The sequence below is a fragment of the Prevotella sp. AGR2160 genome (genome assembly GCF_000424185.1).
Classification (GTDB): domain Bacteria; phylum Bacteroidota; class Bacteroidia; order Bacteroidales; family Bacteroidaceae; genus Prevotella.
Genome location: NZ_AUJK01000008.1, coordinates 55,181 through 69,169 on the forward strand (window position 1 = coordinate 55,181; position 13,989 = coordinate 69,169).

12 protein-coding genes are annotated in these 13,989 nt (G+C 54.1%); 9 read left to right on the top strand and 3 right to left on the bottom strand.

Annotated elements, in window-relative coordinates:
- Positions 1-3: 3 nt before the first annotated feature.
- Positions 4-255, bottom strand: a complete 252-nt coding sequence (locus G604_RS15190) for a hypothetical protein (RefSeq protein ID WP_155941876.1) — start codon at positions 253-255, stop codon at positions 4-6.
- Positions 256-280: 25 nt separating this feature from the next.
- Here G604_RS15190 and G604_RS0106855 point away from each other — a divergent pair, with 25 nt between their 5' ends.
- From G604_RS0106855 to panD, 7 genes are all read left to right on the top strand, one after another.
- Positions 281-2,500: a RelA/SpoT family protein gene (locus G604_RS0106855; protein ID WP_028909933.1), complete on the top strand. Its 2,220-nt coding sequence runs from the start codon at positions 281-283 to the stop codon at positions 2,498-2,500.
- 172 nt (positions 2,501-2,672) lie between these two features.
- A complete protein-coding gene (locus G604_RS0106860) occupies positions 2,673-5,057 on the top strand; it encodes a carboxypeptidase-like regulatory domain-containing protein (RefSeq protein ID WP_028909934.1) in 2,385 nt (794 codons plus the stop codon).
- Between the two features lie 180 nt (positions 5,058-5,237).
- Entirely contained in the window at positions 5,238-6,434 is a 1,197-nt protein-coding gene (locus G604_RS0106865) for a hypothetical protein (protein ID WP_028909935.1), read from the top strand.
- A 384-nt stretch (positions 6,435-6,818) separates the two neighbouring features.
- The gene (locus G604_RS0106870) at positions 6,819-8,384 is read left to right on the top strand and encodes an acyl-CoA carboxylase subunit beta (protein ID WP_028909936.1); all 1,566 of its coding nucleotides are present in this window, start codon (positions 6,819-6,821) and stop codon (positions 8,382-8,384) included.
- 133 nt (positions 8,385-8,517) lie between these two features.
- Positions 8,518-8,685 carry a hypothetical protein gene (locus tag G604_RS15395; protein WP_196801100.1) on the top strand — a complete coding sequence of 56 codons (168 nt, stop codon included), beginning with the start codon at positions 8,518-8,520 and terminating at the stop codon, positions 8,683-8,685.
- 6 nt (positions 8,686-8,691) lie between these two features.
- Positions 8,692-9,126 (top strand): biotin/lipoyl-containing protein, encoded by a 435-nt coding sequence (locus G604_RS0106880; protein ID WP_028909937.1) that lies wholly within the window; start codon positions 8,692-8,694, stop codon positions 9,124-9,126.
- 34 nt (positions 9,127-9,160) lie between these two features.
- A complete protein-coding gene (gene panD, locus G604_RS0106885) occupies positions 9,161-9,517 on the top strand; it encodes an aspartate 1-decarboxylase (protein ID WP_028909938.1) in 357 nt (118 codons plus the stop codon).
- A 75-nt stretch (positions 9,518-9,592) separates the two neighbouring features.
- On the opposite strand, the gene panC is transcribed toward panD, so the two are convergent.
- Positions 9,593-10,450, bottom strand: coding sequence for a pantoate--beta-alanine ligase (panC, locus tag G604_RS0106890; protein WP_028909939.1), 858 nt, complete (start codon positions 10,448-10,450; stop codon positions 9,593-9,595).
- A gap of 117 nt (positions 10,451-10,567) precedes the next feature.
- Here panC and G604_RS0106900 point away from each other — a divergent pair, with 117 nt between their 5' ends.
- Both G604_RS0106900 and G604_RS0106905 read left to right on the top strand, forming a co-directional pair.
- Complete coding sequence (locus G604_RS0106900) at positions 10,568-11,365, top strand: glycogen/starch synthase (protein WP_028909940.1); 798 nt, start codon at positions 10,568-10,570, stop codon at positions 11,363-11,365.
- 5 nt (positions 11,366-11,370) lie between these two features.
- The gene (locus G604_RS0106905; protein WP_028909941.1) at positions 11,371-12,831 is read left to right on the top strand and encodes a DUF4270 domain-containing protein; all 1,461 of its coding nucleotides are present in this window, start codon (positions 11,371-11,373) and stop codon (positions 12,829-12,831) included.
- Positions 12,832-13,080: 249 nt separating this feature from the next.
- On the opposite strand, the gene G604_RS0106915 is transcribed toward G604_RS0106905, so the two are convergent.
- The gene (locus G604_RS0106915; RefSeq protein WP_028909942.1) at positions 13,081-13,965 is read right to left on the bottom strand and encodes an exopolyphosphatase; all 885 of its coding nucleotides are present in this window, start codon (positions 13,963-13,965) and stop codon (positions 13,081-13,083) included.
- Positions 13,966-13,989: the final 24 nt, after the last annotated feature.

Consider the following 13,989-nt stretch of genomic DNA (forward strand, 5'->3'; position numbering starts at 1 on the left):
TCTTTACGTTGGTATATTTTCCTTTTGCAGGGGCCGTCCCTTGTGGCGGCCCGACGGCGGAACGCCGTTCATCGACACCCAATGCCCGTCGCCCGAAGGGCGAATCGTAATGGGATTATTTTCGTGGCAGGGAATGCCGTTACCGGCATCGGGCCGCCACAAGGGACGGCCCCTGCAAGCCGTATATTTTCCACAAAAATAGCAAGTTTTTCTGAAAAAAAGAAATATTTCCTCTTTTTTTTGTAACTTTGCCATAGAATTTTATAACAATCATGCGTCTATGAGTGAAGGAAAACTGATTTTTACCCCTAAGGAACGCACGGAGACCCTCCGTATCGTACACCACCTCCGTCAGACCATCGGACAGTCCTTTCTCCCCAATGACACGCCGAACCTGCGCCACTGGCTGGAGAAAGCCGCCGAGAGCGGTCTGCTGCAGCGGGACTGCTTCGGTCTGAACCCCATCGTACGGGCCCTGCAGACGGCGGAGATCGCCGCCGACGAGATCGGCCTGAAGCGGGAAGGCGTCATCGCCTCCCTCCTCTACGCCTGTTACCCCGACACCTTCTCCGATGCCGATGCCACCCGTGTGACGAAGCTCTTCGGAGTGGATGTGGAACATATCGTCCATGGCCTCGTACGCATCCAGGAACTCTATAAGCGCAACCCCGTCATCGAGAGTGAGAACTTCCGCAACCTCCTCATCTCCTTCTCCGAAGATATGCGCGTGATCCTCATCATGATCGCCGACCGTGTCAATGTCATGCGGCAGATTCGGGACACGAAGGCCGAGGATGCCCGCCATGAGGTCAGTGAGGAAGCCTCCTATCTCTACGCCCCCCTGGCCCATAAGCTCGGCCTCTACAAGCTGAAGAGCGAGCTTGAGGACCTCAGTCTGAAATACCTCGAGCACGACGCCTATTATATGATCAAGGACAAGCTCAACGCCACGAAGACGGCACGTGATGCCTATATCGACCGCTTCATCGGACCGGTGAAGGCGAAGCTGGAGGCCGCGGGACTGAAGTTCCATATCAAAGGCCGTACGAAGTCCATCCACTCCATCTGGCAGAAGATGAAGAAGCAGAAATGTGGCTTCGAGGGGATCTATGACCTCTTCGCCATCCGTATCATCCTCGACAGCCCCCTGGAGAAGGAGAAGATGCAGTGCTGGCAGGTCTACTCCATCATCACCGATATGTACCAGCCGAACCCGAAACGCCTCCGTGACTGGCTCTCCGTGCCGAAGAGCAACGGCTACGAGAGTCTCCATATCACCGTCCTCGGACCGGAGAACAAATGGGTGGAGGTGCAGATCCGTACCGAGCGCATGGATGAGATCGCCGAGCACGGCCTCGCCGCCCACTGGCGCTACAAGGGCATCAAGAGCGGTGAGGGGGCCATCGATGAGTGGCTCGCCAACATCCGGTCGGCACTGGAGAATAATGATGACCTGCAACTCATGGACCAGTTCAAGATGGACCTCGTGGAGGATGAGGTCTATGTCTTCACGCCGAAGGGTGACCTGCTCAAACTCCCCAAGGGAGCCACCGTCCTCGACCTCGCCTACCGCATCCATTCGAAGATCGGCAACACGTGTATCGGCGGTCGGATCAACGGAAAGGTCGTGAGCATGCGGCAGCTCCTCCACTCCGGCGACGAGGTGGAGATCCTCACGCAGAACAACCAGACGCCGAAACAGGAATGGCTGAACATCGCCATGACACCGAAGGCGAAGGCGAAGATCCGACTGGCGCTGAAGGAGACGAAGAAGAAGGATGGCCTCTATGCCAAGGAACTCCTCGAACGCCGTTTCAAGAACCGGAAAGTCGCCGTCGAAGAGTCCGTCATGGGCCATCTCATCAAGAAACTCGGTTATAAGGAAGTCAGCGACTTCTATAAGGATATCGCCGAGGAACGCCTCGACCCGAATACCGTCATCGAGAAATATGTGGAGACGCGTGACCACCTCAACGGCCTCGACAAGCCGCAGGAGAACGTGTCGGCGGAGAACTTCAACTACGAGAACCCCGACGAGGAGGTGGCGAAGAACGAGGATGTCCTCGTCATCGACAAGAACCTCAAGGGTATCGACTATAAGCTCGCCCGCTGCTGCCATCCGATCTACGGCGACAAGGTCTTCGGCTTCGTCACCGCCGGCGGCGGCATCACCATCCACCGCTGCGACTGTCCCAACGCCCCCGAGCTGCGCCGCCGCTTCGGCTACCGTATCGTCCGGGCGAAATGGAGCGGGAAGGGTGAGAGCCAGTATACCATCACCCTGCGCATCATCGGTCAGGATGACATCGGGATCGTGAGCAACATCACGAACATCATCTCCCGTGAGGATAAGCTGAAGATGCGGTCCATCAACATCGACAGTCATGACGGCCTCTTCTCGGGCAATGTGGTGGTGCAGATCGAGGATGCCACGAAGACCCAGCAGCTTATCAAGAAGCTCAAGACGGTCAAGGGCGTCAAACAAGTCATCCGCCTGTAATAATCCGTTTGTAGGTGGCCACCATGTTGTGGCCACGCACCCGCATTGAATTTAAAGAAGAAAACAAAAAAAACAAGATAAAAACCAATTTATATTTTATCTTTAACTCCCCTGGTTTTTATCTTGTTTTTGTTTGAAGCAATAAATGGAGGAGGTTTTCGTTATAACACTAATGAAACGAATATTCGCCATCCTCTATATCCTCGCCGCCGCCCTCACGGCCACGGCACAGACCTTCACCCTCCGCGGAAAAGTCATCGACAACGACCAGAACCCCGTGGAGATGGCCTCCGTGTCCTGTGTCTCTCAGGGCAAGCTCGCCCTCACCTCCCTCCGTGGTGAGTTCTCCATGCAACTCCACACCGCCGACTCCGTCGTCATCCGCTTCTCCATGGTCGGCTACAAGACGAAGACGCGTGTGCTGCGCCACCCCCGCGGCACACAGACCCTCCTCGTCGTCCTCTATGCCGACAACACCCTCGACGAGGTCACGGTCACGGGCAAGAAGACGCAGGACGGACAGTCGCAGGAGCTCGACACGAAGGACATGGCCCTCGCCCCCTCCGCCTCCGGCAATGCCGTCGAAGGCCTCATCCAGCAGCAGGCCGGCGTCTCCACCCATAACGAGCTCTCCGCACAGTATAATGTCCGTGGCGGTGCCTTCGACGAGAACTCCGTGTATATCAACGGCGTGGAGGCCTTCCGGCCCTTCCTCGTCCGTTCGGGCCAGCAGGAAGGCCTGAGTGTCATCAACCCCTATATGACCGACCGCATTGCCTTCTCCACGGGTGGCTATGCCGCCCGCTATGGCGACAAGATGTCCTCGGCCCTCGACATCACCTATAAGCGCCTGAAGCCCCGTGACGGCCATAAGACCTATGCCGAGGGCACCGTCGCCGCCTCCCTCCTCGGTGCCGACGGCTATGTCGGCGTGGCCACGAAGAAGTTCTCATGGCTCAACTCCCTGCGTTACAAGACCAACAAATACCTCCTCGGCAGTCTCGAGGAGAACGGGGAGTACCGCCCTGACTTCCTCGACTACCAGACTTACCTCTCCTGGCAACCGAACAGCCGTTGGACCATCGACTTCATCGGGAATGTCTCCGACAACCACTATTCCTTCATCCCCGAGGACCGTGAGACGAAGTTCGGCACCCTCGAGGACGCCCACGACTTCAAGGTCTATTTCGACGGACAGGAGAAGGACCGGTTCACCACGTGGTTCGGCTCCCTCGCCATCACCCGTCACCTCTCCCCGAAGACCTCCCTCTCCCTCCTCGGCTCCGCCTTCCGCACGAATGAGCGGGAGACCTATGATATCCAGGGACAGTACTGGCTCGACGAGACACAGACCACGGAGAGCCTCGGCGTGGGGACCTATTTCCAGCATGCCCGCAACTATCTGAAAGCCCGCGTCCTCTCGGCGAAAGTCATGCTGCGCCATCAAGCCGTCCATCATACTGCCGAGGCCGCCGTGACCGTCAAGCGGGAGCATATCTCCGAGAACTCCGGGGAGTACGAAATGCGCGACTCAGCAGGCTATTCCGTGCCTCATACGGGCCGTGACCTGATGATGGTCTATGCCCTGAAAGCCAGCAACACCCTCGATGCCACCCGTATCGAGGCCTATGCCCAGGACACGTGGCGTTTCGCCTCCCGTGGCGGTCACACCCGTTTCGCCCTGAACTACGGCCTGCGCATGAGCCGATGGTCGTTCACGAAAGAGCTCATCGTCTCCCCGCGCCTCTCCCTCTCGGTCTACCCCGCCTACAGTGACAACACGACATTCCGTTTCGCCGCGGGTCTCTACTACCAGGCACCGTTCTTCAAGGAGCTGCGTGACACCACGACGGTCGGCGGCGTCACCGTAGCGACCCTCAACGACCATATCAAGAGTCAGCGGTCCCTCCACCTCATCGCGGGCTATGACTACCGCTTCCTCGCCGCCGGACGTCACTACCGCTTCTCCGCCGAGGCTTATTATAAGAACCTCGGGAATCTCATCCCCTATACCGTCGACAACCTGAAGATCACGTATACGGGACAGAACGAGGCGACGGGCTATGCTACGGGTCTCGACCTGAAGCTCTATGGTGAGTTCGTCCCCGGGACGGACTCCTGGATCTCTTTCTCGTTGATGAAGACGCAGATGAAGTGGAACGGCGTCACCCTACCCCTGCCGACAGACCAGCGCTACAGTCTGAACCTCGCCTTCACCGACTATTTCCCCGGCTCCACTCGGTGGCGCATGAACCTCAAGCTCGCCTATGCCGACGGACTGCCGTTCTCCGCGCCCCACAGGGCCCTGAGTGCCAACTTCCGCGCCCCCGCTTACCGACGGGCGGATATCGGCATGTCGTACCTCCTCTATTCAGGCAAGGGAAAGTCCCGTCCGTTCTGTAAGTCCGTCTGGCTCGGCATCGACTGTCTCAACCTCTTCGGCATCAACAATGTCAACTCCTATTATTGGATCACCGACGTCACCAACCACCAGTACGCCGTGCCCAACTACCTCACCGGGAGACAGATCAACGGGAGAGTCAGGATTGAATTCTAATGGGAGGGAGAAGGGAAAAGAGGGAAAGCATAGTGCAAGCCATGTGCACAACTTTTTCGATAATTTAAAAATCTATATTATATGTTAAAAAGCAATCATCGTAAAGAAAATAATACTATATTTGCCAAAAGGAAGGTAAGGATACTTCATCCTTATCAATAAAACTAATAACTAAGAGTTATGGAAAAAATAAAAACATTTTTCATTGCTTTCTTTGCTTTCCTATTCTGTATAACAGGACAAGCTAAAGAAGTATCGGTTACTTTTGACCCAACCACAGATCATGCAACGAAAGAGCAGCCATACTCCATCACGAAAGATGGTATCACTTGTTCTGTAGAAGTAATTACTAGCGGAATAACTTCTACAGAAACATGCCTGACAAGTGGTAAAAATTACAAATTCTATAGTAATATGCATTTTACCATTTCTTCTACAAAAGGTAGAATCACTGAAATTGTCTTTACCTCCATAGCTAAAACGAATGATACGTATGGACCCAGCAATATGCATCCTGAAGATAATAGTCTCAAAAAATCATACCATGTATCCCTTAATAAAGGAAAGTTTGAATATGCTAATGGATTAGACTCCATTGTGTTCCGTAGTGAATCAGAAGTTATTGTCAAGAGCATAACCGTCACCTATGATGACAATCTAGCTGTCAATGCCCCTGCAATTATTAATCTTGATGGCAGCAGTACAGAGACAAACAATGATCTTGTCATCCAAAATGCCTATAATACTACGCGAGACGTGAATCTACAACGGGAATTTTCAAATGATGGCGGCTGGTATACCTTATGTTTACCATTCTCACTGACACAGGATGAGCTAAAAGCTGCCTTTGGAGATAAAGTGGAGATTGACGAGTTTTCCAGCGTGAAGAAAAATGGAGAACAATATTATTTGGAGTTTACATCTGTAAATGGAAATACCACTGCTGGTTGTCCTTATCTTATCAAACCGAGTAAGACCTCTGACAAAGTCATTACATTTAAAGACGTAACGATATCCAACATTGTACCGATGACAATAGAAAAAGATGGCATACAGTTTATTGGGACCTATAATGCTACAACCATACCAATCGATAACAAGACTTGTTTCTTAAGTGGTAAAGATGGCCTGTCATTAGTTTTTTCTAATAATGCATCCGACAAACTAGAGGGTACACGTGCCTACTTTGTTTTAAACAATACTACATCCAACGCCAAAGTAATGATTCATGAAGACTCTGTCACAGGAATAAACGATATAAATATAGACAAAGATTCTCAAGCCGATTATTTTACTCTCTCCGGAGTCAGACTTCACTCCATGCCTCTACATTCCGGTATCTATATTTACCAAGGCAAGAAAATTATTATTCGATAATACAGACAGGGGCATGAGGAATCATGCTCCTACCCTAAAAAACAAACAATATGAAAAAATATATTAAGCCTCAAATTGATTTTTCTCCCCTCCAAAATCCCCCCACTCTACTCCAGACCTCCTTCCCCACTCCCTCCAAGCACGAAACGGGAGATCCGATGACGGGTCGATCGAAAGAAGGGCCAGACGGCATCGATCCTCTTGACAACCCCTCCGAAACACCCTTGTTGTGGTCTGAATCGCCTCATAATCCCTCCGTCAACTGAATTTAACAGAAGAAGTTGCACGGAATTGAAAAAAAAGCCGTAACTTTGCACGCGGTTTAGGCGGTGTGCGGAAAACGGTGCGCTGCCAGTAAAGGAACAAAACGACAAAATAAAAGATATGAGTAAGCAAGTAGAAAAGATCAAAGAACTCATAGCCAAGCGTGAGCAGGCCCGTCTGGGCGGAGGTCAGAAGGCCATTGACAAGCAGCACGCCAGAGGCAAGTATACAGCCCGTGAGCGTATTGACATGCTCGTAGACGCGGGTAGTTTTGAAGAGTATGACATGTTCAAGCTCCACCGTTGTCATAACTTCGGCATGGAGAAGAAGCAGTTCCTCGGTGACGGTGTCGTTGCCGGCTCGGCGACCATCGACGGCCGTCTCGTCTATGTCTATGCCCAGGACTTCACCGTCAACGGCGGCAGTCTGTCGGAGACGATGGCACAGAAGATCTGTAAGGTGATGGACATGGCCATGACGATGGGTGCTCCCGTGATCTGCATGAACGACTCCGGCGGTGCCCGTATTCAGGAGGGCATCTCCGCCCTTGCCGGTTATGGAGAGATCTTCGAGCGTAACATCCTCGCCAGTGGCGTGATCCCGCAGATCAGTGCCATTATGGGTCCCTGTGCCGGTGGTGCCGTATACAGTCCTGCCCTCACCGACTTCATCATCATGACGGAGGGCACGAGTTATATGTTCCTTACCGGTCCGAAGGTCGTGAAGACGGTGACGGGCGAGGATATCGATGCCGAGCACCTCGGTGGTGCCAGTGTCCATGCCAGCAAGAGCGGCGTGACCCACTTCACGGCGAAGACGGAGGAGGAGTGCATGGAGCTCATCAAGACCCTGCTGTCCTACCTGCCGAGCAACAATACCGAGGAAGCTCCGCGCGTGGAGTGCACGGATCCCATCGACCGTAAGGAAGACCTCCTCAACGAGATCATCCCCGAGGACCCGAACCAGGCCTACGATATGTATAAGGTCATTGCCGCCGTCACCGATAACGGTGAGTTCTTCGAGGTCCAGCCGAAGTTCGCGAAGAACATCATCACCGGATTCGCCCGTTTCAACGGTCAGAGTGTCGGTATCGTGGCTAACCAGCCCGCCGCCTATGCCGGTGTCCTCGATGTCAACGCCAGTCGTAAGGGTGCCCGTTTTGTCCGTTTCTGTGACGCATTCAATATCCCCATCGTCAGTCTCGTCGATGTCCCGGGCTTCCTCCCCGGAACGGGTCAGGAGTATAATGCCGTCATCCAGCACGGTGCCCAGCTCCTCTTCGCTTACGGTGAGGCCACAGTACCTAAGATCACGATTACACTGCGCAAGAGCTACGGCGGAAGTCATATCGTCATGGGCTGTAAGCAGCTCCGTGCCGACCTGAACTTCGCCTGGCCGAGTGCTGAGATCGCCGTCATGGGTGCCAGTGGTGCCGTAGCCATCCTCTGTGGCAAGGAAGCCAAGAAGGTGAAGGAGGAAGGCGGAGACGTGAAGGCATTCCTCGCCGAGAAGGAAGACGAGTATACGGAGACCTTCGCCAACCCGTATCAGGCAGCCCAGTTCGGTTATATCGATGATGTCATCGAGCCGCGCAACACCCGTTTCCGCATCTGCCGCGGATTGGCCCAGTTGGCCACGAAGAAACAGAGTCTGCCCGCGAAGAAACACGGGTGCATGCCGATGTAGTTTCCCCTGCAGGGGCCGTCCCTTGTGGCGGCCCGATGCCGGTTACGGCATTTCGTTTCCGCAAATGAACGGCGTTCCGCCGTCGGGCCGCCACAAGGGACGGCCCCTGCAAGTGGATCAAAATATGATCATTATGGCAAAAGAAAAGAACAAGGATAAGAACGTATTTGCCGCCATTGCCATGGCTCTGTATGAGTACGAGGGCAATAACGTACATGACATCGAACCGGGCGTGATCACCATCAAGCACCGCCACACGCTGTGGAACGCGAAGATGCTGTCATTCACCCCGAAACCGTAAAACGATATGAAAGAATTCAAGTATACCATTGATGGCAAGGAATACCAGGTAGCCATCGGCGACATCGACGAAGAGAAGAATGTCGCATCCGTCACCGTCAACGGTGAGGAGTATCAGGTAGCGCTGGAGAAGCCGGCGGAGCCTGAGAAGAAGAAGGTCGTGCTCGGCAAGCCCGCCGCCGCTTCCGAAGAGGAGGGCGAGGCAACGCCGGCTGCCAGTGTGAACAGTAACAATGCCGTGAAGGCTCCCCTGCCGGGAACGATCACGGAGGTCAGTGTCAGTGTTGGTCAGGAGGTCAGTGCCGGTGATACCGTCGTTGTCCTGGAGGCCATGAAGATGCAGAACAAGATTGAGGCCGAGAAGAGCGGTAAGGTCACGGCGATCTGCGTGAAGGTCGGCCAGGCCGTTCTCGAGGATGATCCGCTGGTGGTGATCGAATAAAGTCCCCCGCAAGAGGATCGATGCATGAAAGATTATGCAGATAGAAATATTAAAATCGAAGATTCACTGTGCTGTCGTCACGGAGGCGAACATCAACTATATGGGTTCCATCACCATTGATGAGGACCTGATGGATGCCTGCGGGATGATTGCCGGTGAGAAGGTGCAGATTGTAGATAACAACAACGGTGAACGTTTCGAGACGTATATCATCAAGGGCCGCCGTGGCTCGGGGGATATCTGTCTCAATGGTGCCGCTGCCCGTAAGGTCCTCGTGGGTGATACCGTGATCATCATGAGTTTCGCCCTCATGGACTTCGAGGAGGCGAAGACGTTCAAGCCGCGGGTAATCTTCCCGGGAAAAGGAAACCGGGTAGAAGTAAAAAAGTAATAAAGTAAAAAAGTAAAGCTGCCGCAGAGGGTACGAACCTTTGCGGCAGTTTTACTTTTTTACTTTTTTACTTCTTTACTTTTTATACGTGATGTGGTCGATGAGGCGGATGGGGGTATGGCCGCAGTTGACGGTGATACAGCCGACGATGTAGGGGCTGGCCTCCCAAGAGGGGACATCGAGGAGGGTGTTGCCATCAACGATCTCGAAATACTCTACGTCGAGGCCATCGACGGCATTGAGGTCGGCGACGACCTTGTCATGGGTCTCCTGAACGGTGTGCTCCTTGGCATAGTCGACGCTCGCCTTCAGCTCGGCATAGATCTTCGGGGCAATCTGGCGCTCCTCAGGCGTCAGCAGGGTGTTCCGGCTGCTCTTGGCCAGTCCGTCGTCCTCACGGATGGTGGGGCACTCGACGATCTTCAGCTTCTTGTCCATGCCGATATATTTCACGAGGCGCTTGACGACGGCGATCTGCTGCCAGTCCTTCTCTCCGAAGTAAGCCTTCGTCGGCTTGACGATATAGAACAGACGGCTGACGACCTGACAGACGCCATTGAAATGGCCGGGGCGGTGGGCACCCTCCATGACCGTTGTCTGCGGCGGGAACTCGAAATGGCGGTTGTCGGGCTCGGGATAGATATCCTTCACCGAGGGGGCGAAGCAGATGTCGGCACCGCAATCCTCAATAAGCTTGCAGTCGGCATCGAGGGTGCGGGGATAGCGCTCCAGGTCGCCCTTGTCATTGAACTGTGTAGGGTTGAGGAAGACGCTCACGACGGTGACGGCATTCTCCTTCACGCTACGACGAATCAAAGAGGCGTGTCCTTCATGCAGGGCACCCATGGTGGGCACAAGCCCAATCTCCTTTCCCTCCTTGTGAGCCTCGAAGAGCTCATTCTGGAGGTCTACAATATTGCTTATCGTTTTCATATCACTTGCAAAATAACAACATTTTTCTTAAATAAAGAAGAAGAATGGTAAAAAAATTGCATTTCCGCCGATTTTTTCGTAATTTTGCAACTTGAAAGAACATAAAAAAGATTCGCCATGGCAAAAAAAGTGTTGTTCATCAACCAGGAGATTGCTCCTTACGTCCCAGAAACAGAAATGTCCGTCCTCGGCCGTGACCTTCCCTCGAAGGCTCAGGCGGCGGGTTTTCAGATCCGTACCTTCATGCCCAAATGGGGAAATATCAATGAACGCCGCGGTCAGCTCCATGAGGTCATCCGCCTCTCGGGCATGAACCTCATCATCGATGATAGCGATCACCCGCTGATCATCAAGGTGGCCTCCATCCCCGTATCCCGTGTACAGGTATACTTCATTGATAACGAGGACTACTTCTCACACCGCCAGATGGAACAGGACGAGAAAGGCGAGGAATATCCTGACAACGGCGAGCGTGCCATCTTCTTCGCCCGTGGTGTCCTGGAGACGGTGAAGAAGCTGCGTTGGGCCCCGGACCTCATCGTCTGTCAGGGCTGGATGGGTGCCGTCGTACCGTTCTATATCAAGAAGGCCTATAACGAGGAGCCGTGCTACGCCAACACGAAGGTCATCACCTCGCTCTTCACCAAACAGCTGCGTGGTGACCTCGGTGACAACTTCAAGCGCTGCGTGCCGTTCCAGAACGCTACGGCGGAGCTGCTGAAGGACTACAATGAGAAGTTCGACTTCCTCGAGCTCGGCAAACTGGCCATCGACTACAGTGATGGTATCGTGGAGGCCGACAGTGAGGTCAACGCGCAACTCCTGGACTATGCCAAGGCAAAGGGCACTCCCCTACTCACCTATCCCGGCGACGACTATCAGCAGGCGTATGCCGATTTCTTCAATAAGATTTAATCCGAATGAAATATAAGACATTGGCGGCCCTCATGGTGGCCGCCCTCTCCCTTTCAGCCTGTGATGACACGACGGACTCCATCGGTGGCTCCATCACGGACAAGGTGGATATGCTCACCGTCACCGACTCGTCCTTTACGGCGACGACACAGACGGTGATGGCCGACAGCGTTTATTCCCGTTCCTTCTCTCCTTATCTCGGCCGTGTCGTAGACCCCGAGACGAACGCCCTGGTGACGGGGAACGCGATGATGCAGTTTCAGACTTTCGCCAACCCCGGTTTCATTGCCGAGAACAAGTTGAAGACGACGGACAGCTACGGCCGTAAGGTGCCGGCAGCGACGTATCTGCAGCTCTATTTCACCACGTTCTATGGTGACTCCACGGCGCCGCAGAAGCTGCGGGTCTATGAGCTTGACAAGCCGATGCCGGAGACGACGAAATACTACAGTAACTTTGACCCTATCGAGAAGGGCTATGTGCGCACGGGTGGTTACACGGTGGATCATAACTTCACCATCCAGGACCTCAGTCTGAGTGACTCCGTGCGGAACAGCAACGGTGAGACCCATGCCATCTCGATTCCGCTGAACAAGGCGTATACGGCGAAGGACGGTACGAAATACTCCTCTTTCGGCTCCTATCTGATGACGATGTACCGGAAGCATCCCGAGTATTACGCCAATCAGAACAAGTTTCTGAAGAACGTGCTGCCGGGCTTCTACGTGAAGACCATCGGCGGCAGTGGGGCGATGGTGAAGATCATGGCCGGTTGGATCAACATGATCCAGGTGAAGGACTCCCTCGTGAAGGTCTATGACTCCACGGCGAAGGACAGCGTGTGGGAGACGCAGCAGTTCTCCACCTCCGCCTATGTGTCCCTGACGCCTGAGGTGCTGCAGACGAACGTCATCACCAACGGTTCGGAGCTGAAGGATATCGCTGCCGACAACAGTTGCTCGTATCTGAAGACGCCCGCGGGTCTCTTCACGGAGGTGACGCTCCCTGTGGAGGAGATCTTCAACGGCCATGAGACGGACTCCATCAACAGCGTGAAGCTCACCCTACCCTGTCTGAACAGTACACGGGCGAACCGCTACAGTCCGTATACGCTGCCGAAGGCCAACTATCTGCTCATCCTCCCCGTGAGCAAGCTGAAGAGTTTCTTCGAGAACAACGAGCTGCCCGATGGTGACCTCTCGCATACCACGAATTATTCCTCTTCGACGAACGGCTATACGTTCTATAATATCTCGGGGCTGGTGAAGTATATGCACCACCACAAGGGCGAGACGGACTGGAACAAGGCCATCATCGTCCCCGTGACGGTATCGACGACGACCACGAGCAGTGGTACGACGGTGATCAACAAGGTGACGAACGACATGAGCCTGACGTCGACACGCCTCCAGGGCGGTACGACACCGCTGAAGGTCACGGCCGTATACAGTCATTTCGCAAAATAGCAGAGCGTATGGCAGACGGATATCTAGAGACGCGCCGCGAGGAATATGAGAAGCGGAAGGCGGAATGGCTGAAGAGAAAGAAACGGAGGGGGCGCCGGGCAACACCGCCTCCTTGCGCTTGCAAAGCGCAAGCACACAACGGCAGGCCGGACATGACGGCAGAAACGGCATAACAATACAAGGCGGCCAGCTCCTCACGGAGATGACCGCCTTTTTGATTTACTGATAAAAAAATACAAACGTGATTCATCAAAGGGATGAAACCATCTCATTGATGATGCCATCGGCCAAGCCGAGGTTTGGTACACTAATCTTTTCTGATTTGGAGCTGGCTGCGACATGGAGGAAGATCTCCGCGGCGGGTACGATGACATCGGCGCGGTCGGGCTTGAGGCTGTAGACCTTCATGCGTTCCTCCACACTCATCTTATGCAGGTCCTCATAGAGTCCACGGAGGGTCTCCACGGGGAGGAAGTCAAGTTTCTCTTTCTTTGAGGCCAGTCGGTAGAGTTTATTGATGTTACCGCCGGATCCGATGATCGTGATGTCGTGATGTCCGAGGGTGACGCGCTCGATCTCGCTCTTCATGTCGAGGAGGTCCTTCTTCTTCACCTTTCCGTTGAGGAGTCGGATGGTACCGACATTGAAGGAGTGGCTGTAGACGCGCTCGCCGTCACAGATGAAGCTGATCTCCGTGGAGCCGCCACCGACATCGACATAGAGGAAGCAGCCCTCGTCGGGCATCATCGCCAGGTGGTTGTCGTAGATGATCTGACTCTCCTCGTCGCCGGAGATGATCTCGAGGCGAAGATGGGCGTCCTTGGCGATCTTCTTGATGATCTTCTTACCGTTTTTCGCGTCACGCATGGCGGAGGTGGCACAGGCGCGGTACTGGCTGACCTGATAGGCCTTCATGAGTTGGCGGTAGGCCTTCATCGTACAGATGAACTCATGGGCCCGTTCCTCACTGATCTTTCCCTGTGCGAAGACATCCATGCCGAGTCGCAGGGGGATGCGGAGGAAGAGGAGCTTGCTGACGGTCTTGTTGCCGTCGATGTCAATCTCCACGTGTTTGATGAGCAACCGGGCGGCGTTGGATCCGACGTCCACGGCGGCGAGGTTGCATTTCTCGATATTCAGTTCTGTCATTGTCTTTCG

Coding starts and splice junctions, on each gene's coding strand:
- G604_RS15190 (WP_155941876.1), bottom strand. CDS start 255: ATGGCAAAGTTACAAAAAAAAGAGGAAATATTTCTTTTTTTCAGAAAA.
- G604_RS0106855 (WP_028909933.1), top strand. CDS start 281: ATGAGTGAAGGAAAACTGATTTTTACCCCTAAGGAACGCACGGAGACC.
- G604_RS0106860 (WP_028909934.1), top strand. CDS start 2,673: ATGAAACGAATATTCGCCATCCTCTATATCCTCGCCGCCGCCCTCACG.
- G604_RS0106865 (WP_028909935.1), top strand. CDS start 5,238: ATGGAAAAAATAAAAACATTTTTCATTGCTTTCTTTGCTTTCCTATTC.
- G604_RS0106870 (WP_028909936.1), top strand. CDS start 6,819: ATGAGTAAGCAAGTAGAAAAGATCAAAGAACTCATAGCCAAGCGTGAG.
- G604_RS15395 (WP_196801100.1), top strand. CDS start 8,518: ATGGCAAAAGAAAAGAACAAGGATAAGAACGTATTTGCCGCCATTGCC.
- G604_RS0106880 (WP_028909937.1), top strand. CDS start 8,692: ATGAAAGAATTCAAGTATACCATTGATGGCAAGGAATACCAGGTAGCC.
- panD (WP_028909938.1), top strand. CDS start 9,161: ATGCAGATAGAAATATTAAAATCGAAGATTCACTGTGCTGTCGTCACG.
- panC (WP_028909939.1), bottom strand. CDS start 10,450: ATGAAAACGATAAGCAATATTGTAGACCTCCAGAATGAGCTCTTCGAG.
- G604_RS0106900 (WP_028909940.1), top strand. CDS start 10,568: ATGGCAAAAAAAGTGTTGTTCATCAACCAGGAGATTGCTCCTTACGTC.
- G604_RS0106905 (WP_028909941.1), top strand. CDS start 11,371: ATGAAATATAAGACATTGGCGGCCCTCATGGTGGCCGCCCTCTCCCTT.